This is a genomic window from Blastococcus sp. SYSU DS1024, assembly GCF_054050795.1.
Map to the genome: position 1 here is coordinate 72,350 of NZ_JBJHAA010000015.1, position 24,958 is coordinate 97,307.

Below are 24,958 nucleotides of genomic sequence, written 5' to 3' on the forward strand. Positions count from 1 at the left end.
GGTCCGGTTACCGGGAGCGGGGACCTCAGCCACCGGTCTGCAACTGGTCCTCGGCCTTGTCCAGGACCAGGTCCAGCGGAGTCGTGGTGCCGGCCACGCCGGACTGCCCGATCTCCTCGAGTGCCTCGTAGGTGCCCAGGCCGGACTCGCGGGCGGCCAGGTAGGCGTCGTAGTCGTCGCCGGAGACCGCGCGGACCTCGAAGTTCATGTAGGCGTGGTAGGTGCCGCACAGCTCGGCGCAGCGGCCGACGTAGGCGCCCTGCTCGCGGACGGTCACCTCGAAGACGTTGTCCCGGCCGTTCTCGTTGCCCGGGATCACGTCGAGCTTGAAGAGGAACTCCGGCACCCAGAAGGAGTGGATAACGTCGGCGGAGGCCAGCTCGAACCGGACCGTGCGGTCGGTCGGCACCACGAGGATCGGGATCTCCGTGCTCGTGCCCACCGTGTCGACCGGCTCACCGTCGGGGCCCGCCGTCTCGGGGTAGACGAACTGCCAGTTCCACTTGAAGGCGTTGACGGCGATGACCTCGTCGGGGTCCTCACTGCGCTCCATCACCCGGTTCTGCGTGGTGATGGTGAAGAAGAAGAGGCCGGCGATGACGAGGAAGGGGAAGATCGTGTAGACGATCTCCAGCGGCAGGTTGTACGCCGTCTGGCGTGGCAGCTCGTCGCTGTTCTTGCGGTGGCGGATCACCGTGTAGGCGATGAGCGCCCACACGATCAGCCCGATGATCAGGGCGACCCAGGTGGAGCCGATCCACAGCTCCCGCATCGCCTCGGCTTCGTCGGTGACGCCCTCCGGCCAGCCCCACCGGATGAAGGTGCGCTCCCACCATGCGCTGTCGCCGAGCTCGCATCCGGTGAGGGTCAGCGCCCCCAGGAGACCGAGCGCGGCCAGCCGCGCGAGCCTGCTGCCTCGAGCCACTGCTCGCTGCCTCCTCGTCCTCCGCCCGACGTCCGGGCGGTCTCTCCAGCGGGTCCTCCACCGGTCCTCGGCAGAGTGCAACCACGCCGGACTCAGTGTGGGCCGAGACTAGCCGACCCGCCTCAGGGGCTGACCACCGGAGACGGTCCGGCGGGTCGCGACCCCGCTGCCCGCGGGGCGGGGCAGCCCCGGGTCCGCACCGACGGTCGGTCGCCGGTTCGCCCCCTCGGCGGCCGCCGGTCGGCCCCCGCGCTCGCGCGGCGGGGCGCGCCGGTGCGGGCGGGCCGGTCGCGCCGGGGCGGCGGTTAGAGTCGGTGTCGTGTTCTCCCGGTTGCTGACCCCGAAATGGGTGCTCCTGCACCTGCTCGTGGTCGCCCTGTTCGTCGCCACCTTCTTCCTCGGCTACTGGCAGCTCTCCAAGGCCGAGGCCGGCGGCGGTGCCGTCAACTGGAGCTACGCCCTCCAGTGGCCGCTCTACGGCTTCATGGGGCTGTGGTTCTACGTGCGGATGGTGCGGATCGAGCTCCACCGCGACCCCGACGACGACCAGCCGGGCAACGCGGTCGTGCTCTACCAGCGCCCGCGCATCGACACCAGCGGCGACCCCGAGCTCGCCGCCTACAACGCCTACCTCGCCGAGCTCAACGAGAAGGCCCTCGGACAACGGAGCACCAGTGGCCACTGAGCAGACCACCCGCACCCCCGGTCGCGAGATCCCGGCCGCTCTGACCCGGTACCGGGTCATGGCCAACGTCGTCGGGGTCCTGCTGATCGCGCTGATCTGCGTGGCCGTGCCGCTGAAGCACTGGGCGGACGTCCCGGGGCCGGTGGCCGTCCTCGGCACGGCCCACGGCTGGCTGTACGGGCTGTTCTTCCTCGCCACCATCGACCTGGCGATCCGGGCCCGGTGGACGGTGAAGGGCACGGCCCTGACGGTGGTCGCCGGCACCGTGCCGTTCCTGTCCTTCGTCGCGGAACGGAACGCCACCCGCAAGACCCGCGCCGGCGAGCGCGTCTAACCCGGCCACCCCTCCCCCGACCTCCGGAGTCCCGCGCCTCATGTGTGGCCTGCTCGCCTACTTCTCCACCGACGCTCCCCGCGTGACCGACGACGTCGTCGCCGACGTCCGTGGCGCCCTGCACTGCCTGCGCCACCGCGGTCCGGACGAGAACGAGGTCTGGCACGACGACCGGGTCGTCTACGGGTTCAACCGCCTGTCCTTCATCGACATCGAGCACAGCCACCAGCCGATGCCGTACGCCGACGGCAGGTACCGCATCGTCTTCAACGGCGAGATCTACAACTACCTCGAGCTGCGCGAGGAACTGGCCGCGGCGGGCGCCACCTTCGCCACGGAGGGCGACACCGAGGCGATCGTGGCCGGGTACCACCTCTGGGGCCAGGACGTCGTCAACCGGCTGCGCGGGATGTTCTCGTTCGTCATCTGGGACAGCGAGACCCGCACCGTGTTCGGCGCCCGCGACCCCTTCGGCATCAAGCCGCTGTTCACCACCCGCCTGGCCGACGGGGCCATCGCCTTCTCCTCCGAGAAGAAGGCGCTGCTGCAGATGCTGGGCGGCAGCACGGCGGCCGGCGGGGTCGACCCGGCGTCACTGCAGCACTACCTGACCCTGCAGTACGTGCCGGAGCCGGCGACCCTGCACCGGGGCATCCGGCGGATCGAGAGCGGCACCAGTTTCACCGTCGCCGACGGCGAGCTGACCACGCAGCGGTACTTCCACCCGGGCTTCCCGATCCGGCCGGTGGCGAAGGACGAGCAGCAGGCGCTGTACGACCGGATCGCCGAGGTCCTCGACGACTCCGTCCGCGTGCACATGCGGGCCGACGTCACCGTCGGCTCGTTCCTCTCCGGTGGCATCGACTCCACCGCGATCGCGGCGCTGGCCAAGCGCTACAACCCCGACCTCATGACCTTCACGGTCGGCTTCGAACGGCAGGGCTTCTCCGAGATCGACGTCGCCGCCGAGTCGGCGGCCGCGATCGGGGTGGAGCACATCACCACGGTGGTCACGGCGCAGGAGTTCGCCGCGTCGATCCCCCTGGTGGTCTGGTACCTCGACGACCCGGTCGCCGACCCGGCGCTCGTGCCGCTGTACTTCGTGGCCCGCGAGGCGCGCAAGCACGTCAAGGTGGTGCTCTCGGGCGAGGGCGCCGACGAGTTGTTCGGTGGCTACAACATCTACCGCGAGCCGCTGTCCCTGGCCGCCTTCGACAAGCTGCCCGGGGGCATCCGACGCGCGCTCGGCACGTTGTCCGCCAAGCTGCCCGACGGCATGCGCGGCAAGGACCTGCTGCGGCGCGGCTCGATCCCGCTGGAGCAGCGCTACTACGGCAACGCCCGGATCTTCCGGGACGAGGAGCTGACCTTCCTCGAGAAGCGCGACCCGGACCTCTCGCACGTCGCCGTCACCCGGGAGCTGTACGAGCGCACCCGCGCCGCCGGTTACGACGACGTCACCGCGATGCAGTACGTCGACCTCTTCACCTGGCTGCGCGGCGACATCCTGGTGAAGGCCGACAAGATGACCATGGCGAACTCGCTGGAGCTCCGCGTCCCCTTCCTCGACCCCGAGGTCTTCCGGGTGGCCTCGACCATCCCGGTCGACCAGCGGGTCACGAAGGAGACGACGAAGTACGCCCTGCGACGCGCGCTGGAGCAGATCGTGCCGCCGCACGTGCTGAACCGCCGCAAGCTCGGCTTCCCGGTCCCCACCCGCCACTGGCTGGCCGAGGACCTGCACGACTGGGCCCGGCAGATCATCGAGGAGAGCCAGACCGAGGAGTGGCTGGACAAGCAGCAGGTCCTCGCCATGCTGACGGCGCACCGGCAGAACCAGCGCGCCGGCTCACCGGTCGACCACTCCCGCAAGCTGTGGACCCTGCTGGTCTTCATGGTCTGGCACGGCATCTTCGTCGAGGAGCGGATCACGCCGGAGATCCCGGAGACGGTCTACCCCGTCCGGTTGTGACGCGGTGAGGTCGCGATCCTCGCTGATCGCACCGCGGCCGGGTTCCGCGAACCCGGCGCGCTGAGCCTGCCGCACCCCTCCGGGGGCCCCGACCGGGCCGGCAGCGGACGCGCCGAGGCCCGGTTCCCCGGGAGGGGAACCGGGCCTCGGCCGGTCAGCTGCGGCTCAGTTGAAGGAGTCGCCGCACGCGCAGGAGCCCTGCGCGTTGGGGTTGTCGATGGTGAAACCCTGCTTCTCGATGCTGTCGACGAAGTCGATGACCGCGCCGCCCAGGTACGGGCCGCTCATCCGGTCGACGATGACCTCGACGCCGTCGAAGTCGTAGGTCTGGTCACCGTCGAGGAACCGCTCGTCGAAGAAGAGCTGGTACCGCAGGCCGGAGCAGCCACCGGGCTGGACGGCGATGCGCAGCCGGAGGTCGTCGCGGCCCTCCTGGTCCAGCAGTGCCTTGACCTTGGCGGCCGCGGCGTCGCTGAGCACGACGCCGGTGGCCGTGGTGTCCTGCACCGTCATATTCCTGTCCTCTCCCTCCGGGTGTCCGCGTAGGCGCGTCCTCCGCGGACGAACGCCGCCGGAACGGCTCCTCTTCCCGTGCGCACCCACTGTACGGCTCCGAGCGCGACGTCCGGGGCTCCGTTGCTCACACACGTAGACTTCCGGGTCGTGAAGCTCCGCCTGCCCGGCCGCCGTGACCATGCCGAGACGACCGCCGCCACGTCCGGCGACGACGGCGAGCTGACCGGGCAGCTGGTGAAGGCCGGCGGCAAGGGCCGGCCGACGCCGAGGCGCAACGAGGCGCAGGGCCGGCGGCAGGGTCCTCCCCCGCCGCCGCCCACCACGCGCAAGGAGGCCTACAAGCGCATGCGCGAGCAGCAGGCGCTGCGCCGCGCAGAGGCCCGCCAGGGCATCGCCCGCGGCGAGACCGAGTACCTGCCCGCCCGCGACCGCGGCCCGGAGCGGAAGCTGGTGCGCGACCTCGTCGACAGCCGACGCAACATCGGCAGCTTCTTCCTGGCCATCGCCGCCGTGGCCCTCATCGGCACCTTCGTGCCCAGCATGGCGGTCAAGAGCTACACGAGCTTCCTGCTGCTCGGCTTCTTCCTGCTGCTGATCATGGACTCGGTGGTGCTCGGGCGGAAGATCAAGCGCACCGTCCGCGAGCGGTTCCCCGACAGGGACCACAAGATGAAGAGCCTGGTCTGGTACGGCATCAGCCGCTCGACCATGATCCGCCGCTGGCGCTTCCCGAAGCCCGAGGTCCCGATCGGCGCGGAGGTCTGAGGAACGGCCTCCCGCCCCTCCGCCGCCCGCACCCTCGCGGCGGCGCCCGGGAGGGAGACGGTCGAGAGGACCCGTGCGGCTGATGCTCGTCACTCTCCTGGGCACCGGCGCGGCCGACGGCTGGCCCAACGCCTGGTGCACCTGCGCGTCGTGCAGCGACTCCCGCCGCCGGGGCAAGCTGCGCCGTCCGACGTCGGCCCTGGTCGACGGCGCGCTGCTCCTCGACCTCGCGCCCGCTCCGCCGCCGGACGGCATCTCCCTCGCCGGTGTGCGCACCATCCTGGTCACCCACGACCACGCCGACCACTGCGCGCCGCTGGCGCTTCTCTCCCGCCAGTGGGTGCGCCGCGCCGAGCCGCTGACCGTCGTCGGCCCCTCCCCCGTGCTGAGGACGCTGCGGCCGTGGCTGGGCCCCGAGGACCCGGTCGAGCTGGTGGCGGTGGCGCCGGGCGACACGCTCCAACGCGGCGGGTACCGGATCCGCGCGCTGGAGGCCGCGCACGAGGTGCCGACGGTGCTCTACGACGTGACCGGGCCCGACGGCGCGCGCCTGCTCCACGCCACCGACACCGGGCCCTTGCCGGCGGGCACGGTGGAGGCCACCCGCGGCGCCGCCTTCGACGTCATGCTGCTGGAGGAGACGTTCGGCGACGTCGGAGACCACGGCACCGGGCACCTGGACCTCACGACCTTCCCCGTCCAGCTGGACCGGCTGCGCACGGTCGGGGCCGTCACCGGGGGCACCGACGTCGTCGCCGTCCACCTGGGGCACCACAACCCGCCGGCCGCGGTGCTGGCCGAGCGGCTGGCCGGCATGGGCGCGCGGCTGGTCGCCGACGGCGACACCGTCGTGGTCGGTGCCGGGCGGGCGGCGGTCCGCCCGGGCGCCTAACGTCGCGGTTCGTGGAATTCAGACGCCTCGGCCGCTCCGGCCTGACCATCTCCGAGATCGCGTACGGCAACTGGCTCACCCACGGCGGCCAGGTGGAGGAGGACGCCGCGCACGCCTGCGTCCGCGCCGCCCTGGACGCCGGGATCACGACGTTCGACACCGCCGACGTCTACGCCGGCACCCGCGCCGAGACCGTCCTCGGGACGGCGCTCGCCGGCCACCGGCGGGAGTCGATCGAGCTCTTCACCAAGGTCTACTGGCCCACCGGTCCGGGCCGCAACGACCGCGGGCTGGGTCGCAAGCACATCATCGAGAGCTGCCACGCCTCGCTGCGGCGGCTGCAGACCGACTACGTGGACCTGTACCAGGCCCACCGCTACGACCCCTCGGTCCCCCTCGAGGAGACGATGACCGCCTTCGCCGACCTGGTCCGGTCGGGCAAGGCCCTCTACATCGGCGTCTCCGAGTGGAACGCCGAGCAGATCGCCGCCGGCGCCGCGCTCGCCCGCGAGCTCGGCATCCAGCTGATCAGCAACCAGCCGCAGTACTCGATGCTGTGGCGGGTCATCGAGGCGGAGGTGGTGCCGACGTCGGAGAAGGAAGGGCTCTCCCAGATCGTCTGGTCGCCGCTGGCCCAGGGCATCCTCACCGGCAAGTACCGGCCGGGCCAGCAGCCGCCGGCCGACAGCCGGGCCGGGCACGCCGAGGCCGGGCGGTCCATGCAGGGGTTCATGACCGACGACATCCTCGGTCGGGTGCAGCAGCTGCGTCCGATCGCCGACGACCTCGGGCTGTCGATGGCCCAGCTGGCGGTGGGGTGGGTGCTGCAGAACGGCAACGTCGCCGCCGCCATCATCGGCGCGACGCGCCCGGAGCAGGTGCACGACAACGTCGCGGCCGCCGGCGTCCGCCTGGGTGACGACGTGCTGGCCCGGATCGACGAGGTGCTCGGGGACGTCGTCGAGCGCGACCCGGCCAAGACCGCCCGAGGCTGAGGAGGCCGCGTCACCTGACCCTCGACCTCAGGTGGAGGGTCAGGTGGCGGCGAGCCCCATCGGCCCGTAGACCTTCTCGTCGCCGTCGAAGAGGGTCACCGTGGCCACCCCGCGGTCCAGCAGCTCCCGCCAGTTCTCCCCCAGCCACGACTCCGCGTCGCCCTGGTTGTCGGCCGCCGGCACCTCCACCCCCACCTCCGCGGGGTCGAGAGGGGTTCCAGCGGGGTCCTCGAGACGCCAGTGCCAGCTCATGCAGGCAGGTTAGTGGCGCCCGGCACCCGGGACGCATCGATCCGGGGCTGTGATCTCCCGCCCCGATTACGGGCCCACCGCCGGGGGCATGGACCTGCATCGACCCCGCCCACCCGGAGGACCGATGAGCACACCCCGTCCCGATCCCACGACCGGCGCGACCCGCGCAGCCGTGGACGCCGAGCCCGAGAACGCATCCACCGGTGAGCTGATCGGTCGGCTGACCGAGCAGATCAGCCGCCTCGTACGCGACGAGGCGCGCCTCGCCCAGGTCGAGATGACCCAGAAGGCGAAGAGGCTGGGCGTCGGCGCCGGCCTCTTCGGCGCCGCCGGCCTCGTCGCCTTCTTCGGGCTGGCCGCTCTCATCACCACCGCGATCCTCGCCCTGGCGCTGCTCATGCCCGCCTGGCTGGCCGCACTGATCGTCACCCTCGTCCTGTTCGCCATCGCGGGCGTCCTCGCCCTCGTGGGGAAGAAGGACGTCCAGAAGGGATCCCCGCCGGTGCCCACGGAGGCCATCTCCAGCGTCCAGACCGACATTGCGACCGTGAAGGAGAGTGCACGCCGGTGAGCACGCCCAGCGGATCGCGGCCCGACGACGCACAGGCCAGCAACGGCCCCACGCAGCCCGACGAGATCAGGGCCGACATCGAGGCGACCCGCGAGCAGCTCGGCCGCACGGTGGACGAGCTCAGCCAGCGCCTCGACGTACCCGCCCGAGCCAAGGAGAGCGCCGCCCGGGCCAAGGACACCGCCGTCGAGACCTACCGCGAGAGCCCCCCGGCGTTCGCCGGCGCCGGCGCGGCCCTGGCCGGTCTGGTGGGTCTGGTGCTGTGGCGCCGGCGACGCGCACGGCGCCGGGCCAGCACCGAGGAGCTCCTGGTCGGGGCGCGCGTGGGCCGCAGGCGCGAGGCCAAGCGGGCGCGCAGGGAACTGGCCGCCCGGCGTGCCGCCGCGCGGAAGGCTGCCAAGCGGGCCGAGAAGCAGGCCCGTCGGGATGCGAGGAGGAAGCGTTGAGCAAGGGAGCCAAGCTCGCCTACCGGCCGATCGGCCTGGTGGCGGGTGTCGCGGCCGGTGCCGTCTCGGGTGCGCTCTTCAAGCAGGTGTGGAAGCGCATCAGCGGCGAGGACGACGCACCGGACGCGCTGCAGGGCGAGTACCCGATGTGGGAGATCGTCGTCTCGGCCGCGCTGCAGGGCGCGATCTTCGCGGCCACCAAGGCGACCATCGACCGCCTGGGCGCGCAGGGCTTCACCAAGCTCACCGGGGCCTGGCCGGGCGACTGATCCGGCGCGGTGGCCGGGCCCCGCGCCCGGCCACCGCCGATCCACCACTCCTCGGCCGGTCGCCGGCCCAGCACCAGGGAGAGCTCATGACCGGCACCCGGCCACGGGAGAGCGCCGTCGACCGGATCCGCCAGCGGGTCGAGGAGAAGGCCGCCCGCCGGGCGGCGGCGGCGAGATCCGCAGCCGACGGCACGCGGTCCGGAGACCCCGACCGGCTCCCGCCGGACGCGCCCGCCCCCGAGCAGCTGCCCGGCATCCGGGCCGGGAACCCGCTGCAGATCCCGGCCGGCGGCTGGAAGCAGGTCCTCAAGCGCGCCTGGGCGGAGAACAACGCCGACAACATGCCGATCATCGCCGGCGGGGTGGCGTTCTTCGGCTTCCTGGCGATCTTCCCGGCGCTCCTCGCGGTGATCTCGATCTACGGGCTCGCCGTGACCCCCGAGCAGGCCGCCGCCCAGGTCGAGTCCTTCACCGAGGGACTCCCCGAGGAAGCGCAGGGGCTGATCGAGACGCAGGTCACCAACGTCACCGCGAACGCGGGCGGGGCGCTCACCCTCAGCCTGGTCCTCTCGATCCTCGCGGCGCTGTGGAGCGCCTCCGGCGGGGTCAACAACCTGGTCAAGGCGGTGAACATCGCCTACGACGAGGTGGAGACGCGCAACTTCGTCAAGCTGCGCGCGCTCTCGCTGGCCCTCACCCTCGGCGCGATCGTCTTCGTCGTCCTGACCATCGCCCTCGTCGCCGTGCTGCCGATCGTCGTCGACGCGCTCCCGCTCGGCTCGGTGGGCACGGTGCTGATCGAGGTGGCGCGGTGGGTGGCGCTGCTGACCGTCGTCGCCGGCTCGCTCGCGGTCCTCTACCGGGTGGCCCCCGACCGGGATGCCCCCCGCTTCCGCTGGGTCAGCCTCGGCTCGATCGTCGTCACCGTCGTCTGGGCGCTGGTGAGCCTCGGCTTCACCCTCTACGTGAACAACTTCGGCAGCTACGACGAGACCTACGGCGCGATCGCGGGCGTGATCGTCCTGATGCTGTGGCTGTACCTGACCTGCTACCTGGTCCTCCTCGGGGCGGAGATCAACTCCGAGGCCGAGCACCAGACCGGGATGGACACCACCGACGGCGAGCCGCTGCCGATGGGTGAGCGGGACGCGGTGAAGGCCGACACGCTGCCGGCCAAGGCAGAGCCGGAGGAGGGCGACAGCGACCCCACCCGCAAGAACGCGCCCTAGAGATCGACCCCGCTCAGCGCACGTGCGAGGCCACGAAGGGTGGGCGCACGACCTCGACCGCCTCCCGCCGACCCCGGACGTCGACGGCGAGCCGGTCCCCCTCGGCGACGCCGGCGGCGGTCTCCAGCAGCGCCAGCCCGATGCCCGCCCGCAGCATCGGCGAGAACGTCCCGCTGGTCACCTCGCCCACGCGTGCGCCGTCGCCGTCCAGGACCGCCATGCCCGGCCGGGGGATGCCGCGACCGGTCGCGCGCAGCCCCCGCAGCAGGCGCACCGGACCGGCTTCCTTCTCTGCCAGCAGCGCCGCGCGCCCCCAGAACGCCGGCTTGTGCCAGCCGACGGCCCAGCCGGCGCGGGCCTGGACCGGGGTGATGTCGCGGGAGAGCTCGTGCCCGTGCAGCGGATAGCCCATCTCGGTGCGCAGCGTGTCCCGCGCGCCGAGCCCGCACGGCCGGATACCCAGGTCCTGCCCGGCCTCCAGCAGGGCGTCCCACATCTCCCCGGCCCGGTCGGCACCCACCAGCAGCTCGTAGCCGTGCTCGCCCGTGTAGCCGGTGCGGCAGACGGTCACCTCGGCGCCGGCGCCCCCGGTGCCCGTCACGAACGACATGTAGCCGATCTCGCCGGGCACGCCGAGCAGCTCCAGCACCTGCAGCGACCGCGGACCCTGCACGGCCAGGACGGCGACCTCGGCGTGCCGGTCCGCCACCGCGACGCCCGCCGGGGCGGCGTCGGCGAGCCGGCCCAGCACCTCGGCGGCGTTCGCGGCGTTGGGCACCAGCAGGACGTCGTCGGGTCCGTGCAGGTAGGCGATCAGGTCGTCCACCACTCCCCCGGCGCCGTCCTCGCCGTCGGGCACGCAGCACATCGTGTACTGCGCCTGGCCCGGCCCGATGCGGGACAGGTCGTTGGTCAGGCAGGAGTCGACGAACGCGGCGGCACCCGGCCCGCGGACCGTCCCGGTGCCCAGGTGGGAGACGTCGAACAGGCCCACGCCCTCGCGGACGGCGGCGTGCTCCGCGAGAACACCCCCGCCGGCGTACTCGATCGGCATCGACCAGCCGCTGAAGTCGGCGAGCTTGGCTCCGGCGGCGACGTGCCGGTCGTGGAGGGGCGAGGTGCGCGAGGTCACGCGGCCACGCTAGTGCGGCCCCCGCATGGTGACGTGCTGAACGGCTCCGTCGCGGGGACCCGGCGCGAGCCCGGCGACGTGCTGGAACGGCCCCATCCCGAGGCTCGCCCCGAACGTGCGAGGGGTGAGGAGGATGGGGTCCTCTTAGGATCGAGCGGTGCCGCCGACGATCTCCGCCACCGACCACCCGCTCGAGAAGCTGACCGGCGACGCCGTCGTCGTCGCCGTCGGCAAGGGGCCCGACGGGCCGCTCCCCACGCCCGGCGCGGAGGCCCTCGACCGCCTGCTGGGCGGCCGGCTGCTCCCCGCGCTGACCGACCTGGGCGCCCGCGGCGCCGAGGACGAGGTGACCCGCCTGCCCTCCTTCGGCCAGGGCCCCTTCCCGGTCGTCGCCGTCGTGGGCCTCGGTGCGCCCGAGCCGTCCGGCGCCTACCGCGCCGAGGCCGTGCGCCGGGCCGCCGGTGCGGCCAGCCGGGCCCTGCGCGGCCGGCGCTCGGTGGTGAGCCTGCTGGCCGCCGTGGGCGGGACGCCCGACGCCGAGCGGCTGCACGCCGTCGGCGAGGGGTCCCTCCTGGGCGCGTACGAGTTCACCGCCTACAAGTCGCAGCTGCCCGCCGACCGCCCGGCCCCGCCGAGCGAGTTCACGATCGTCGTGCCCGGGGCCGGTGCCGCCGAGGCGGCCCTTCGCCGGGTCCGCGCCGTCGCCGACGCCGTCGCCCTCGTGCGCGACCTGGTGAACACCCCGCCGAACGACCTGTACCCCGCCGAGTTCGCCGCCCGCGGTGCCGCCGCCGGCGAGAAGCTCGGGCTGACGGCGGAGATCCTCGACGAGGACGCGCTGGCGGCCGGCGGGTACGGCGGCATCCTCGCCGTCGGGGGCGGCTCCACCCGCAAGCCGCGGCTGCTGCGCCTGACCTACGCAGGCACGGGCGCGCGCAAGAAGGTCGCGCTGGTGGGCAAGGGCATCACCTTCGACAGCGGCGGCATCTCGATCAAGCCCGCGGCGAAGATGGAAGACATGAAGAGCGACATGGCCGGCGCCGCGGCCGTGATCGCCACCGTGTGCCTCGTGGCGCAGCTGGGGCTGCCGGTCGAGGTCGTGGCGACCGTGCCGATGGCCGAGAACCTGCCCAGCGGCACCGCCTACCGCCCGGCCGACGTGGTCACCTTCCGCAACGGCAAGAAGGCCGAGATCACGAACACCGACGCCGAGGGGCGGGTCGTGCTCGCCGACGCCATCGCCCGCGCGGCCGAGGACTCCCCCGACGTCCTGCTGGAGACCTCCACGCTCACCGGCGCGCAGATGGTCGCCCTCGGCGCCCGCACCTCGGGCGTGATGGGCAGCGACGACCTGCGTGACGCGGTGATCGCCGCGGCGGACCGCAGCGGCGAGTCGATGTGGCCGATGCCGCTGCCGCCGGAGCTCCGCAAGGGGATCGACTCGACGGTCGCGGACTTCGTCAACGCCAACACCGACCGGATGGGCGGGATGCTCGTCGGCGGGCACTTCCTCGCCGAGTTCGTGCCGGCCGGGCTGCCGTGGGCGCACATCGACATCGCCGGCCCGAGCTACAACACGTCCGCGCCCTGGGGTTACACGCCGAAGGGCGGCACCGGCGTCCCCGTCCGCACCCTGCTCGCCACCATCGAGGCCCTCATCGCCGACTGAGCGCGGCCACGATCAGCTCACCTGATCATGGCGCGTCCTCCCTCAGCGTGGACGGTGAGGGAGGACGCCGCACCGTGCGGGAGGACGCCTAGCTGCCGCGCTTCTGGCGGGCGCTCCAGTCGCGCATGCGCTGGGGGTAGCCGGTCACCTGGGCGTCGTACACCGGGACGGCCAGCTCCTTGGACAGCCGGCGGGCGACGTCCGGACCGTCGATGCGCCTCCGGGTCCACTCGCCGTCGGCCGCGACCAGGACGATGGTGGCCTCGGTCACCGCCGTCCGGGGCTCCACGTAGCCCTCGACTCCCCGGCGGCTGGCCACGAACTCTTCCAGGTGCGCCAGGTCGCCGCGGTGCGACGCGCGGTCGAGGGTGGCGCGGGCGCCATCCCCGGGCCGCCGCCTCCGCCACCGGTCGAACAGGCCCATCGCCGTCTCCGTCCTGCCGGGGTCGCGTGATCACCGCGACGCTCGCGAGAGCAACGGTGCTCCGGGCCAGCTCGTTCCCGGGGTGGCAGGATGGGCACCAGCCCCCGCCCGCTCGAGCGGGGACGTCGCCTGCCGCATCAGAGGAGCACCCGTGAGCGAACCCACCTCCCCCGCCGACCTGGTCATCCTCGGTGGTGGCTCAGGCGGTTACGCCGCGGCCTTCCGCGCGTCGGAGCTCGGCCTGAACGTCGTCCTGGTCGAGAAGGACAAGGTCGGGGGCACCTGCCTGCACCGGGGCTGCATCCCCACCAAGGCCTTGCTGCACGCCGGTGAGGTGGCCGACCTCGCCCGCGAGGGCGAGCAGTTCGGTGTGAAGACGTCGCTGGCCGGCATCGACATGGACGGCGTCAACAGCTACAAGGACGGCGTCGTCTCCAAGCTCTACAAGGGGCTGCAGGGCCTGGTGAAGGCCCGCAAGATCACCTACGTCGAGGGCGAGGGCCGGCTGACCTCCCCGACCACCGTGGAGGTGAACGGGCAGAGCTACGAGGGCAAGCACGTGCTGCTGGCCACCGGCTCCTACCCCCGCACCCTCCCGGGGATCGAGATCGACGGCACGAAGGTCATCACCAGCGAGGAGGCCCTCCGGCTGGACCGGGTGCCGAGCTCGGCGATCGTGCTCGGCGGCGGCGTCATCGGCTGCGAGTTCGCCAGCGCCTGGAAGTCCTTCGGCGTCGACGTCACCATCGTCGAGGGCCTGCCGCACCTCGTGCCGCTGGAGGACGAGTCCTCCTCCAAGCTGCTCGAGCGGGCGTTCCGCCGCCGCAAGATCGGCTTCGAGCTGGGCAACAAGGTGGCCGGTGTCCAGACCACCGACAACGGCGTCAAGGTGACGCTGGAGAACGGCAAGGAGCTGGAGGCCGAGCTGGTGCTCGTCGCCGTCGGCCGCGGGCCGGTCAGCTCCGGCCTCGGCTACGAGGAGGTGGGCGTCGCGATGGAGCGCGGCTACGTCCTCGTCGACGAGTACATGCGCACCAACCTCCCGACGGTCTCCGCCGTCGGCGACCTCGTCCCCACCCTGCAGCTGGCCCACGTCGGCTTCGGCGAGGGCATCCTCGTCGCCGAGCGGGTGGCCGGGCTGGAGCCCGCGCCGATCGACTACGCCGGCGTCCCGCGCATCACCTACTCCGACCCCGAGGTCGCCTCGGTCGGCCTCACCGAGGCGCAGGCCAAGGAGCGCTACGGCGAGGTCAAGACCCTCACCTACGACCTCGCCGGCAACGGCCGCAGCCAGATCCTGAAGACGACGGGCGCGGTGAAGCTGATCCAGTCGCCGGACGGTCCCGTGGTCGGCATCCACATGGTCGGCAGCCGGGTCGGCGAGCTCATCGCCGAGGCCCAGCTGATCTACAACTGGGAGGCCGAGGCCGACGACGTCGCCAGCCTCATCCACCCGCACCCGACGCAGAGCGAGGCGCTCGGCGAGGCGCACCTGGCCCTGGCCGGCAAGCCCCTGCACGTGCACGGCTGATCGAACGCTCGTCCCCTCTCCCCCACGCCAGAAGGAGCACTGCCCCGATGCCGACGTCCGTCACCATGCCCGCCCTGGGCGAGAGCGTCACCGAGGGCACGGTCACCCGATGGCTCAAGCAGGAGGGTGACCAGGTCGAGGTCGACGAGCCCCTCCTCGAGGTGTCGACCGACAAGGTCGACACCGAGATCCCCTCCCCGGCCGCCGGTGTGCTCACCAAGATCCTCGTGGCCGAGGACGAGACCGTCGACGTCGGCGCGGAGCTGGCCGTGATCGGCGGCGGGGACGGCGACGAGGGCGCCGGCAGCCCGCCGGCCTCCGCCGAGGACACCGACACCGCGCCGCAGACCCCCGACCAGCAGGTCGAGGACGCAGGCTCCGGCGGGCAGGAGGAGCAGCCCGCCGCCGAGCCCGAGCCGCAGCCGGCCGCCGGGTCCGGTGGCGGTGGCGGGGGCGGGGGCGGCGAGGGAACCCCCGTGACGATGCCGGCGCTGGGCGAGAGCGTCACCGAGGGCACCGTCACCCGGTGGCTGAAGGCCGTCGGCGACGAGATCAACGCTGACGAGCCGCTCCTCGAGGTCTCCACCGACAAGGTCGACACCGAGATCCCGGCGCCGGTCAGCGGCACGCTGCTGGAGATCACGGTCAACGAGGACGAGACCGTCGACGTCGGCGCCCAGCTCGCCGTGATCGGCACGGGCGCCTCCGGCGGCGGCTCCGCCCCCGCGGCTCCCGCGCCGCAGCAGGAGGCCCCGAAGGAGCAGGTGCCGGCCGAGCCGGAACCGCAGGCGGCTCCGCAGGCCAAGCAGGCCGATCCGGCCAGCGAACAGCCCGGAGGCGACTACGGCGCCAGCGGCGCCCAGCCGTCGGATTCGCCGACCTCGGCGCCGGCGCCCCAGGTGGCTCCGCAGGCGCCGTCCGCCCCGGCCGGTGACGGCGGCGGTCAGTACGTGACCCCGCTGGTGCGCCGCCTGGCCGCCGAGCACGGGGTCGACCTGAACACCGTCTCGGGGACCGGCGTCGGCGGGCGCATCCGCAAGCAGGACGTGCTGGCCGTCGCCGAGAAGTCCGCCGCGCCGGCCCCTGCGGCGGCCGCCCCCGCGGCGTCGGCCCCGGCCGCCTCCGGTGGCACCCGCACGCCGTCGCCGGCCGCCATGCCGGACTCCTCCGTGCGTGGCCGCACCGAGAAGCTCTCCCGCCTGCGCGGGGTCATCGCCCGGCGCATGGTCGAGTCGCTGCAGGTCAGCGCGCAGCTGACGACGGTCGTGGAGGCAGACGTCACGCGCATCGCGCAGCTGCGGCAGCAGGCGAAGGGCGACTTCGAGGCCCGCGAGGGCGTCAAGCTCTCGTTCCTGCCGTTCTTCGCCAAGGCGGCGGTCGAGGCCCTCAAGCAGCACCCGTCGGTGAACTCCTCGATCGACCTCGAGGCCGGCACGGTCACCTACCACGACTCCGAGAACCTGGGCGTCGCCGTCGACACCGAGCGGGGTCTGCTGGTCCCGGTCATCCACGAGGCCGGCGACCTGAGCCTCGGCGGGCTGGCGCGCAAGATCGCCGACCTCGCGGAGCGCACCCGCACGAACAAGGTGACGCCGGACGAGCTCGGTGGTGGGACGTTCACGCTGACCAACACCGGCAGCCGCGGCGCCCTGTTCGACACGCCGATCATCAACCAGCCGCAGGTGGCCATCCTCGGCACCGGCTCGGTCGTGAAGCGGCCGGTCGTGGTGCAGGACGCCGAGCTGGGCGAGGTCATCGCCGTCCGGTCGATGGTCTACCTGGCGCTGACCTACGACCACCGGATCGTCGACGGCGCCGACGCCGCCCGGTTCCTCACCACGGTGCGCGAGCGCCTGGAGGCCGGTCAGTTCCACGGCGAGCTCGGTCTCGCCTGATGCACCACCGCTCGGGGCCCCGGTGACCACCGGGGCCCCGAGCCCTTCCTGCCCTCAGGACCCGCGCCCGCTGGGGAGTGCCGCATGAAGATCGCCGTGTCCGGTGCGTCCGGGATGATCGGCAGCGCGCTGCTGCCCGCGCTGCGCGACGACGGCCACGAGGTGATCCAGCTGGTGCGCCGCACCCCGCGGACGGCCGAGGAGCACCGCTGGGACCCGCAGCACCGGCGGATCGACCCGGCGCTCCTCCGGGACGTCGACGCCGTCGTCAACCTCGCCGGCGTGGGGGTGGGCGACCGGCGCTGGAACGCACGGCACAAGCAGGCCGTCCTCGGCAGCCGGGTCGACAGCACCGCCACGCTGAGCGAGGCCCTGCGGGAAGCCGTCGCCGCCGACCCCGACCGCCCCCGGGTCCTGCTCAACGGATCCGCGGTGGGCTGGTACGGCGACACCGGCGACCGCGTCGTCGACGAGTCCGACCCCGCCGGCGACGACTTCCTCGCCCGCGTCTGCGTGGCGTGGGAGGGAGCCACGGCGCCGGCCGCCGACGCCGGGGTCCGCGTGACCACGCTGCGCACCGGGCTGGTGCTGGGGCGCGGCGGCCTGCTGGCGCGGATGCTGCCGCTGTTCCGCGCCGGACTGGGGGGTCGGCTGGGCTCGGGTCGGCAGTACGTGCCCTGGATCAGCCAGGAGGACGAGATCGGGGCGATCCGGTACCTGCTCACCCACCCCGTGGCCGGGCCGGTCAACCTGTGCGGCCCCGAGCCGGTCACCAACGCCGAGTTCACCGCCGCGCTGGGCCGGGTCCTCCACCGGCCGACCGTGCTGCCGGTGCCCGCCCCCGCGCTGCGGGTGGTGCTCGGCGAGTTCGCCGACGTCGGCGTCCTCGCCGGGCAGCGGGCGGTGCCCAGCCGGCTGAACGAGGCCGGTTTCCGGTTCGCCCACGGGGACGTCGACGCCGCGCTGCACGCCGCGGTGGCCCGGGGCTGAGCCCCACCGGCGAGGTCAGGGCCGGCGTTCGGCGCTCTCGATCCGCCAGCCCTCCGGGGTGCGGACCAGCACCATGCGCACCCGGGCCTCGGGTCGGCCGGTGACCCAGCGCAGCGCCGGGCCGTCGGGCTGGTCGGCGCGCACCACGCGGTAGTCGGGCCAGCTGTCGGTCAGCAGCAGCTCCGCCCGGGCGTCCGACGCCGCCACGACGACGACGTCGACCACCACCGGCGCGAAGCCGCTGAGCGCCTCACCGGCCGCGGCCAGGGCGCGCGCGTGCTCCTCGTCCGCGACCAGCTGCGAGCTTCCGGGCACGTGCACGGCCCGCAGCAGGTCCGGGGCGCCGCTGAGCGCCTCGGCGCGCCGGGCGTAGAGCTCGGTGACCAGCGCCGTCCAGTCGTCGGAGGTCTCGGGGACCGCGGAACCGGGCAGCGGTGGCTCCTCCGGGGCGGGGGACGGCAGGCCCGCCGCTCGGGCGCCCGGGGCCGACGACCCGGCGGCCGCCGCGTGCGGCACGTCGGTGTCACTCCCCCAGCGCGTCCCGAGCCAGGCGGTGACGGCGAGCGCCGCCAGCACCAGCGCCGTGACGAGCAGCCCCCGGGTCACCGCGGCCACGCCGGCGGCGGGACGCCGGGACCACCGTCGCCGCTCGGACGGCTCGACGACGCCCGGCCCGGGACGGGGACGGCGCCCCGGCACCACGTGGGTGAGCGCGGAGCGCACGTCGGGCCGGCCGTGGCCGCCCGCCGGCGCCGCCGCCAGCGCCACGGGCTCGGCCCGGCAGGCGTGCCGCAGGTCGAGCGCGAACTCCGCCGCGGTGCCGCGGTCGTGCGGATCGGCGGCGAGGCCCCGCGCGATGACCGCGACGAGTCGGGGCGGCACCTCCGGAGCCAGCTCGACCAGGTCGGGCAGGTGCCCGGTCGCGGCCACGACGAGGGTGCCGGCGGGGGTCGCGGCGTTCCACGGCGCGATGCCGGTGAGCGCGTGGAAGGCCGCGGCGGCGACGCCGAAGACGTCGGAGGCGGGACCCGGCGCGCCGCCACGGGCGACCGCCGGGTCGACGTAGGCCGGGGTGACCTCGGCCGCCGCCGTCTCACCCAGCACCCGGGCCACCCCGAGGTCGGTGAGCACCGGCCGCCCGTCACCGGTGAACACGATGTTCCCCGGCGCCAGGTCGCCGTGCACCACACCGTGGTCGTGGGCGTGCGCCAGGGCCGCGGCCACCGGTGCGATCGCCGTCACCACCTCACCGGGGCGGAGCCGACCGCGCCGGGCGAGGAGCGCGGCGAGGCTGCCCCCGCCGAGCAGCTCCAGCACCAGCGCGACCCGCGACCCGCCGCCGCGCCGGGGTTGGTGCACCACCTCGATCAACCGGACCAGGTGCGGGTGGTCCAGCTCCCCCAGCAGCACGGCCTCGCGCGCCTGGCGCGCGGGGTCCCCGGCCACCAGGACCTTCACCGCCACCGGGTCCCCGCCCTCCCGGGGGACCGCCTGCCACACCTCCCCCGACGCACCGCGGCCGAGCAGGGTCTGCAGCAGGTAGCCCGGCACGGTGGGTGGCTGCGGAGCCCCCGGTGCCGGAGGCGGGCCGGCGGTCGTCACGAGGGAGGACCGTAGGCGCGGACGGGTCGGCGGCGCCGCGGTCGTCCACAGGCCACGGGCACGCCCGCACGGCGGCGGATACCGTCAGGCGGTGTCCACGTCGCTGCGGGCCGAGGTCCTGGTCGTCGGGGCCGGCCTGGCCGGGCTGTCCGCCGCCACCCGGCTGGCCACCGCCGGCCTGGACGTGCACGTGCTGGAGTCCGGCGGGCACGCCGGCGGGCGGCTGGCGACCGGGCGCATCGACGGCTTCGTCGTCGACCGCGGCTTCCAGGTGCTCAACACCGGCTACCCGCGGGTGGCCGATCTCGACCTCGACGCGCTGGAGCTCGGCTGGTTCGAGCGAGGTGCGGTGATCCGCGTGGACGGACGGGCGCACCAGGTGGTCGACCCGCGCCGCCGGCCGACCTCCGTCGTCGGCACCGCAGCGGCGCCGCTGGGCTCCCTGCGGCAGAAGGCGGCGCTGGTCGCCTACTCGCTCCGCGCCGGGTACTCCCCCGTCGGCCGGCTGCTGCGAGCGCCGGAGGAGACGGCGGAGCAGGCCCTCCGCGCGGCGGGCGTGGGGGACGCCGCCCTGGAGCGGTTCCTGCGCCCCTTCCTGGCCGGCGTGCTCCTGGAGCAGGAGCTCGCCACCTCCAGCCGGTACCTGCACCTGCTGTGGCGCAGCTTCGTCCGGGGCTCGATCGGGCTGCCGGCGACCGGGATGCAGGCCGTCGGCGAGCAGCTGGCCGCGCGCCTGGGTGCCGGGCGCATGCACCTGCACACGCCGGTGCGCTCGGTGTCGCCCGGCTCCGTGTCCACCGACGCGGGGAGCTGGGCGGCCGACGCCGTCGTCGTCGCGACCGACCCGGCGACCGCGTCGCGGCTGCTCCCCGCCGTCGAGGCCGACGCGCCCCGGGAGGTCACGACCCACCTGCACGTGCTGCCCACCTCCCCCTGGTCCGCCCCGCTGATCGTGCTCGGGCAGCCCCGGGGCCGGCTGGTGAACAGCGCCGTGCTCTCCGACGCCCAGCAGCGCTACAGCCCCGACGACCGGGCGCTCGTCGCCAGCTCCACCCTCGCGCGGTGCCGGGAGGACGAGGTCCGCGGCGAGATCGCGGCGGCGCACGGCGTCGCGCCGTCGGACCTGGAGCACCTGACGTCGGTCACGGTGCCGGGGGCGCAGCCGGCGGCGCTCCCGCCGCTGCGACTGCGCCGGCCGGTCGACCTGGGAGAGGGGCTGTACGTGTGCGGTGATCACCGGGACACCCCGTCCATCCAGGGCGCGATGGCCAGCGGGGCCCGCGCCGCTCGCGCCGTGCTGCGCCGCCTGCGCCCGGCCCCGGCCGGAGGAGCTGCCTGATGCCCGCCTCCGCGCCGACGATCGTGGCGACCAGCATGGGCTTCGCCCCGCGCGGCCGCGGCCCCACCGACTGGCGGCCCGGACCGGTCTTCGACCTCGCCGCCGAGCTCGCCGGGCGCCCCGAGCGCCCGCGCCTCTGCTACCTCGGCACCGCCACCGGCGACGACCCGGCGCGGGTCGCCGGCGTCTACGGCGCGTTCGCCGGCAGCTCCGTGCAGGTCAGCCACCTGAGCCTGTTCCCGATGCCCACGGTCGCCGACCTGCGCGCACACCTGCTGGCGCAGGACGTGGTGTGGGTGGGTGGCGGGAGCGTGGCGAACCTGCTCGCCGTGTGGCGGGTGCACGGGCTGGACGAGGTGTTCCGCGAGGCGTGGCGGGCCGGCGTCGTGCTGGCCGGGGTCTCGGCCGGATCGCTGTGCTGGCACGTGGGCGGGACCACCGACTCCTACGGCCCCGACCTCCGGCCGGTCACGAACGGGCTCGGGCTCATCCCCACCAGCAACGGCGTCCACTACGACTCGGAGGAGCAGCGTCGCCCGCTCTACCACCGCCTGGTCGCCGACGGCACGCTGCCCGCGGGCCATGCCACCGACGACGGCGCGGGGCTGGTGTACCGCGGGACCGAGCTCGTCGAGGTCGTGAGCGACCGCCCCGGCGCCGCCGCCTACCGGGTGGAACGGGGCCCCGACGGCACGGCGGTGGAGACCCGGCTCGAGCCGCGCCGCCTGGCGTAGCCCGGGCATAGGCTGGGCCCGTGGCTGAGCTGCGCGTGGTGCACGCCGGAACCGTTCCCTACGAGGAGGCGTGGGCGCGGCAGCGGGAGCTGCACGCGCAGCGGGTGGCCGGTACGGCTCCCGACACGCTGCTGCTGCTGGAGCACCCGCCGGTCTACACCGCCGGCAAGCGGACCGAACCCCACGAGCGGCCCGTCGACGGCACCCCGGTGGTCGACGTCGACCGCGGCGGCAAGATCACCTGGCACGGGCCAGGGCAGCTCGTCGGCTACCCGATCGTGGCGCTGCCCGACCCCGTCGACGTCGTCGCGTACGTCCGGCGGCTGGAGGGCGCGCTGATCGACGTCTGCGCGGGCTTCGGGCTGGAGGCCGGCCGGGTCGAGGGCCGCAGCGGGGTGTGGCTCCCCGCTGATCCCGCCACCTACCGGCCCGAGCGCAAGGTCGCGGCGATCGGCATCCGGGTCGCCCGCGGCGTGACCATGCACGGGTTCGCGCTCAACTGCGACCCCGACCTGGGCGCCTTCGGGGCGATCGTCCCGTGCGGGATCCCCGACGCCGGCGTCACCTCGCTGTCGGCGGAGTTGGGCCGCGACGTGACGGTGGCCGACGCGCTGGCGCCGGTCGAGGACGCGATGCGCGCCGTCCTCGCCGACGCCCCGGCGCCCGCCGCGTGAGGTGGGCGCCGCACGGCTGCCGCGCCGGGGCGGGGAGGCCCTTCGTCAGCCCAGGACGAAGTTGACGAGCCGACCCGGCACGGCGACGACGCGGCGGATCGTCGCGCCGTCCAGGTAGCCGGCGATCTTCTCGTCGGCCCGCGCCGCCGCCTCCAGGGCCGCGGCGTCGGCATCGGCCGGCACCGTCACCTGCGACCGCACCTTGCCGTTGACCTGCACGGCGACCTGCACGGTGTCCTCGACCAGCCAGCGCTCGTCGGCCACCGGGAACGGCGCCCATGCCGAGGACCCCTCGTGGCCCAGCCGCGACCACAGCTCCTCGGCCAGGTGCGGCGCCAGCGGGGCGACCATCAGCACCAGCGGCTCGGCGACCGAGCGCGGCACCGGCCGGTCGGCCCCGTAGGCCTGGGTCAGGTGGTTGGTCAGCTCGGTGATGCGGGCGATCGCGATGTTGAACCGCAGGGTGGCGTAGCCGTCGCGGACCCCGTCGATCGCCTTGTGCAGGGCGCGCAGCGTCTCCTCGGCCGGCTCGACGTCGGTGGCGCGGACCGCACCGGTCTCCTCGTCGACGACGACCCGCCAGATCCGCTGCAGCAGGCGCTGCGAGCCGACGACGGCCTTGGTCTCCCACGGCCGCGACTGCTCCAGCGGCCCGGTCGACATCTCGTAGACCCGGAAGGTGTCGGCACCGTAGGCACCGATCATCTCGTCCGGTGTCACCATGTTCTTCAGGCTCTTGCCGATCTTCCCGTACTCGCGGTTGACCGGCTTGCCCTCGTAGAAGAACCGGCCGTCCTTCTCCTCCACGTCGGCCGCGGGCACGTAGAAGCCGCGCTCGTCGGTGTAGGCGTAGGCCGAGATGTAGCCCTGGTTGACCAGTCGGCGGAACGGCTCCTCGCTGGACACGTGGTCCAGGTCGAACAGCACCTTGTGCCAGAACCGGGCGTACAGCAGGTGCAGCACCGCGTGCTCCACACCGCCGACGTACAGGTCGACGCCGCCGACGTCCCCGGGCTCCCGCGGCCCCATCCAGTACCGCTCCAGCTCCGGATCGACCATCCGGCTGTCGTCGCCCGGGTCGAGGTAGCGCAGGTAGTACCAGCACGACCCGGCCCAGTTGGGCATCGTGTTGGTCTCGCGGCGGTACTTCTTCGGACCGTCGCCGAGATCGAGCTCGACCGTGGTCCACTCGCTCGCGCGCGACAGCGGCGGCTCCGGGGCGGAGTCGGCGTCGTCGTCGGCGAAGGTCTTGGGCGAGTAGTCGTCGACCTCGGGCAGCAGCACCGGCAGCATCGACTCGGGGACCGCGACCGGCCTGTCGTGCTCGTCGTAGACGATGGGGAACGGCTCGCCCCAGTAGCGCTGCCGGCTGAACAGCCAGTCGCGCAGCTTGTAGGTGGTGGTGGCCTCGCCGTACCCGTGCCGCACCAGCCAGTCGGTGACCCGGGCGATGGCGTCGGCCTTGTCCAGGCCGTCCAGCGAGATCTCGTCGTTGGCCGAGTTGATCATCCGGCCGGGGCCCGTGTACGCGCCGGTCTCGTCGTCGAAGTCCTCGGGCCGCTCGACGGTCGGCACGATCTCCAGTCCGAACGTCCGGGCGAACTCCCAGTCCCGCTGGTCCTCGCCCGGCACCGCCATGATCGCGCCGGTGCCGTAGCCGGTCAGCACGTAGTCGGCGATGAACACCGGCAGCTCGCGGCCGTTCACCGGGTTGACCGCGGTGGCGCCCAACCAGACGCCGGTCTTCTCGCGGCCGGCGTCCTGCCGGTCCAGCTCCGAGCGCCGGGAGGCCTGCCGCTGGTAGTCGCGCACCGCCTCGGCCGGGGTCGCCGCACCGCCGGTCCACCGCGGGTCGGTGCCGGCGGGCCAGGCGTCCGCGGTCAGCCGCTCGACCAGCGGGTGCTCGGGCGCCAGCACCATGTAGGTGGCGCCGAACAGGGTGTCCGGCCGGGTGGTGAAGACCTCGATGGTCTGCGGCCCGGCGGCGAAGCGGATCCGGGCGCCGGTGGAGCGGCCGATCCAGTTGCGCTGCATCAGCTTCAGCGACTCCGACCAGTCCAGCCGGTCCAGGTCGGCCAGCAGCCGGTCGGCGTAGGCGGTGATCCGCATCATCCACTGCTTCAGCGGCCGCCGGAAGACCGGGAAGTTGCCGCGCTCGGAACGCCCGTCGGGCGTGACCTCCTCGTTCGACAGGACGGTGCCCAGGCCCGGGCACCAGTTGACCGGCGCCTCGTGCAGGTAGGCCAGCCGGTGCGCGTCGACGACAGCGGCCTTCTCGGCCTCGTCCAGCTCGGCCCAGGGGCGGCCGTACGGATTCGTGCCCTCGGCCGGCTCGCGGGTGCCGGCGTCCAGCTCGGCCACCAGCTCCTCGATCCGCCGCGCCTTCCCGGCGGCCTCGTCGAACCAGGAGCCGAAGATCTGCAGGAAGATCCACTGGGTCCACTTGTAGTAGCCCGGGTCGATCGTGGCGAAGGTGCGCCGCTGGTCGTGGTCGACCCCCAGCCGGCGCAGCTGCGCCTTGATCGCGGCGATGTTCGCCTCGGTGGTGATGCGCGGGTGCTGCCCGGTCTGCACCGCGTACTGCTCGGCGGGCAGACCGAAGGCGTCGTAGCCCATCGGGTGCAGCACGTTGTCGCCGTCCATGCGCCGGAACCGGCTGGTGACGTCGGTGCCCAGGTAGCCCAGCGGGTGACCGACGTGCAGCCCCGCACCCGAGGGGTACGGGAACATGTCCATCGCGAAGAACTTGGGCCGGTCGGCGACGCGCTCGAAGCCGCCGCTCAGCCGGCCGACCGGGTTGGGCGTGTGGAAGGTGCCCTCGGCCTCCCAGCGGTCCTGCCAGGCCAGCTCGAGCCGCTGGGCCAGCGCCGGGGTGTACCGGTGCCGAGGGATGTCCCCGCCCACCCGGTCACCCGTGACCTCGGTGCTGTGGCTGTCGGTCTGGCTCATCGTCTCGTGCTCCCGGATCGTGGTGCGGGCGGTGCGGTACCGGTGGTGGGCAACAAAAAACCCCTCACGCAGGAGGGGTCGCCGTGCTGTCCGAGGGTTCTGCGGTCAGCACGGCCGGCGAAGCAGGAGCCGCCCGGTCACGCGCCCGATGCTATCGCGGCGCACCGG

Annotated in this window: 24 protein-coding genes; 17 read left to right on the forward strand and 7 right to left on the reverse strand. The window is 73.8% G+C overall.

Annotation, left to right across the window (positions count from 1 at the left end; all coding sequences use genetic code 11):
- Positions 1 to 25: 25 nt before the first annotated feature.
- Positions 26 to 925, reverse strand: a complete 900-nt coding sequence (ctaC, locus tag ACI79S_RS14470; RefSeq protein ID WP_456594141.1) for an aa3-type cytochrome oxidase subunit II — start codon at positions 923 to 925, stop codon at positions 26 to 28.
- A 319-nt stretch (positions 926 to 1,244) separates the two neighbouring features.
- Between ctaC and ACI79S_RS14475 the strand changes: the two genes are divergently transcribed.
- The 3 genes from ACI79S_RS14475 to asnB are packed head-to-tail and all read left to right on the forward strand — an operon-like array spanning position 1,245 to position 3,916.
- The gene (locus ACI79S_RS14475; protein WP_456594142.1) at positions 1,245 to 1,610 is read left to right on the forward strand and encodes a metalloprotease; all 366 of its coding nucleotides are present in this window, start codon (positions 1,245 to 1,247) and stop codon (positions 1,608 to 1,610) included.
- On the forward strand, positions 1,600 to 1,944 hold the full coding sequence (locus tag ACI79S_RS14480) for a DUF3817 domain-containing protein (RefSeq protein ID WP_456594143.1): 345 nt from the start codon (positions 1,600 to 1,602) through the stop codon (positions 1,942 to 1,944). Before ACI79S_RS14475 ends, ACI79S_RS14480 begins: the two co-directional genes overlap by 11 nt.
- Positions 1,945 to 1,984: 40 nt before the next feature.
- On the forward strand, positions 1,985 to 3,916 hold the full coding sequence (gene asnB, locus ACI79S_RS14485; RefSeq protein ID WP_456594144.1) for an asparagine synthase (glutamine-hydrolyzing): 1,932 nt from the start codon (positions 1,985 to 1,987) through the stop codon (positions 3,914 to 3,916).
- A gap of 165 nt (positions 3,917 to 4,081) precedes the next feature.
- Here asnB and ACI79S_RS14490 read toward each other — a convergent pair whose 3' ends face one another.
- Entirely contained in the window at positions 4,082 to 4,429 is a 348-nt protein-coding gene (locus ACI79S_RS14490) for a HesB/IscA family protein (RefSeq protein ID WP_456594145.1), read from the reverse strand.
- Positions 4,430 to 4,579: 150 nt separating this feature from the next.
- On the opposite strand from ACI79S_RS14490, the gene ACI79S_RS14495 reads away from it, so the two are divergent.
- From ACI79S_RS14495 to ACI79S_RS14505, 3 genes are all read left to right on the forward strand, one after another.
- Positions 4,580 to 5,197, forward strand: a complete 618-nt coding sequence (locus ACI79S_RS14495) for a DUF3043 domain-containing protein (protein ID WP_456594146.1) — start codon at positions 4,580 to 4,582, stop codon at positions 5,195 to 5,197.
- Between the two features lie 82 nt (positions 5,198 to 5,279).
- Positions 5,280 to 6,089, forward strand: coding sequence for an MBL fold metallo-hydrolase (locus ACI79S_RS14500; RefSeq protein WP_456594147.1), 810 nt, complete (start codon positions 5,280 to 5,282; stop codon positions 6,087 to 6,089).
- Between the two features lie 11 nt (positions 6,090 to 6,100).
- The gene (locus ACI79S_RS14505; protein WP_456594148.1) at positions 6,101 to 7,084 is read left to right on the forward strand and encodes an aldo/keto reductase family protein; all 984 of its coding nucleotides are present in this window, start codon (positions 6,101 to 6,103) and stop codon (positions 7,082 to 7,084) included.
- A 39-nt stretch (positions 7,085 to 7,123) separates the two neighbouring features.
- Here the strand turns inward: ACI79S_RS14505 and ACI79S_RS14510 are convergent, their stop codons facing one another.
- Positions 7,124 to 7,336, reverse strand: a complete 213-nt coding sequence (locus ACI79S_RS14510; RefSeq protein ID WP_456594149.1) for a hypothetical protein — start codon at positions 7,334 to 7,336, stop codon at positions 7,124 to 7,126.
- 124 nt (positions 7,337 to 7,460) lie between these two features.
- Here ACI79S_RS14510 and ACI79S_RS14515 point away from each other — a divergent pair, with 124 nt between their 5' ends.
- From ACI79S_RS14515 to ACI79S_RS14530, 4 genes are all read left to right on the forward strand, one after another.
- The gene (locus tag ACI79S_RS14515) at positions 7,461 to 7,907 is read left to right on the forward strand and encodes a phage holin family protein (protein WP_456594150.1); all 447 of its coding nucleotides are present in this window, start codon (positions 7,461 to 7,463) and stop codon (positions 7,905 to 7,907) included.
- Positions 7,904 to 8,353, forward strand: a complete 450-nt coding sequence (locus tag ACI79S_RS14520; RefSeq protein ID WP_456594151.1) for a DUF3618 domain-containing protein — start codon at positions 7,904 to 7,906, stop codon at positions 8,351 to 8,353. The genes ACI79S_RS14515 and ACI79S_RS14520 overlap by 4 nt, the downstream gene beginning before the upstream one ends.
- On the forward strand, positions 8,350 to 8,622 hold the full coding sequence (locus tag ACI79S_RS14525; protein ID WP_456594152.1) for a DUF4235 domain-containing protein: 273 nt from the start codon (positions 8,350 to 8,352) through the stop codon (positions 8,620 to 8,622). Before ACI79S_RS14520 ends, ACI79S_RS14525 begins: the two co-directional genes overlap by 4 nt.
- A gap of 86 nt (positions 8,623 to 8,708) precedes the next feature.
- Positions 8,709 to 9,851, forward strand: a complete 1,143-nt coding sequence (locus ACI79S_RS14530) for a YihY/virulence factor BrkB family protein (protein WP_456594153.1) — start codon at positions 8,709 to 8,711, stop codon at positions 9,849 to 9,851.
- A gap of 13 nt (positions 9,852 to 9,864) precedes the next feature.
- Here the strand turns inward: ACI79S_RS14530 and gcvT are convergent, their stop codons facing one another.
- Positions 9,865 to 10,983 carry a glycine cleavage system aminomethyltransferase GcvT gene (gcvT, locus tag ACI79S_RS14535; protein WP_456594154.1) on the reverse strand — a complete coding sequence of 373 codons (1,119 nt, stop codon included), beginning with the start codon at positions 10,981 to 10,983 and terminating at the stop codon, positions 9,865 to 9,867.
- Between the two features lie 157 nt (positions 10,984 to 11,140).
- Between gcvT and ACI79S_RS14540 the strand changes: the two genes are divergently transcribed.
- Entirely contained in the window at positions 11,141 to 12,652 is a 1,512-nt protein-coding gene (locus ACI79S_RS14540; protein ID WP_456594155.1) for a leucyl aminopeptidase, read from the forward strand.
- An 88-nt stretch (positions 12,653 to 12,740) separates the two neighbouring features.
- On the opposite strand, the gene ACI79S_RS14545 is transcribed toward ACI79S_RS14540, so the two are convergent.
- Positions 12,741 to 13,076 (reverse strand): oxidoreductase, encoded by a 336-nt coding sequence (locus tag ACI79S_RS14545; RefSeq protein ID WP_456594156.1) that lies wholly within the window; start codon positions 13,074 to 13,076, stop codon positions 12,741 to 12,743.
- Between the two features lie 151 nt (positions 13,077 to 13,227).
- On the opposite strand from ACI79S_RS14545, the gene lpdA reads away from it, so the two are divergent.
- From lpdA to ACI79S_RS14560, 3 genes are all read left to right on the forward strand, one after another.
- Positions 13,228 to 14,607: a dihydrolipoyl dehydrogenase gene (lpdA, locus tag ACI79S_RS14550; protein ID WP_456594157.1), complete on the forward strand. Its 1,380-nt coding sequence runs from the start codon at positions 13,228 to 13,230 to the stop codon at positions 14,605 to 14,607.
- Between the two features lie 47 nt (positions 14,608 to 14,654).
- Positions 14,655 to 16,502: a 2-oxoglutarate dehydrogenase, E2 component, dihydrolipoamide succinyltransferase gene (gene sucB / locus ACI79S_RS14555; RefSeq protein ID WP_456594158.1), complete on the forward strand. Its 1,848-nt coding sequence runs from the start codon at positions 14,655 to 14,657 to the stop codon at positions 16,500 to 16,502.
- Positions 16,503 to 16,586: 84 nt separating this feature from the next.
- Positions 16,587 to 17,492 (forward strand): TIGR01777 family oxidoreductase, encoded by a 906-nt coding sequence (locus tag ACI79S_RS14560; protein WP_456594159.1) that lies wholly within the window; start codon positions 16,587 to 16,589, stop codon positions 17,490 to 17,492.
- A gap of 15 nt (positions 17,493 to 17,507) precedes the next feature.
- On the opposite strand, the gene ACI79S_RS14565 is transcribed toward ACI79S_RS14560, so the two are convergent.
- Positions 17,508 to 19,094, reverse strand: coding sequence for a serine/threonine-protein kinase (locus tag ACI79S_RS14565; RefSeq protein WP_456594160.1), 1,587 nt, complete (start codon positions 19,092 to 19,094; stop codon positions 17,508 to 17,510).
- A 91-nt stretch (positions 19,095 to 19,185) separates the two neighbouring features.
- Between ACI79S_RS14565 and ACI79S_RS14570 the strand changes: the two genes are divergently transcribed.
- From ACI79S_RS14570 to lipB, 3 genes are read left to right on the forward strand one after another with little or no spacing between them, the layout of a single operon-like run.
- Positions 19,186 to 20,433 (forward strand): protoporphyrinogen/coproporphyrinogen oxidase, encoded by a 1,248-nt coding sequence (locus tag ACI79S_RS14570; protein WP_456594161.1) that lies wholly within the window; start codon positions 19,186 to 19,188, stop codon positions 20,431 to 20,433.
- Positions 20,433 to 21,167: a Type 1 glutamine amidotransferase-like domain-containing protein gene (locus ACI79S_RS14575; RefSeq protein ID WP_456594162.1), complete on the forward strand. Its 735-nt coding sequence runs from the start codon at positions 20,433 to 20,435 to the stop codon at positions 21,165 to 21,167. The genes ACI79S_RS14570 and ACI79S_RS14575 overlap by 1 nt, the downstream gene beginning before the upstream one ends.
- A 20-nt stretch (positions 21,168 to 21,187) precedes the next feature.
- The gene (lipB, locus tag ACI79S_RS14580; protein WP_456594163.1) at positions 21,188 to 21,841 is read left to right on the forward strand and encodes a lipoyl(octanoyl) transferase LipB; all 654 of its coding nucleotides are present in this window, start codon (positions 21,188 to 21,190) and stop codon (positions 21,839 to 21,841) included.
- Between the two features lie 45 nt (positions 21,842 to 21,886).
- Here lipB and leuS read toward each other — a convergent pair whose 3' ends face one another.
- Positions 21,887 to 24,790 carry a leucine--tRNA ligase gene (leuS, locus tag ACI79S_RS14585; RefSeq protein ID WP_456594164.1) on the reverse strand — a complete coding sequence of 968 codons (2,904 nt, stop codon included), beginning with the start codon at positions 24,788 to 24,790 and terminating at the stop codon, positions 21,887 to 21,889.
- Positions 24,791 to 24,958: the final 168 nt, after the last annotated feature.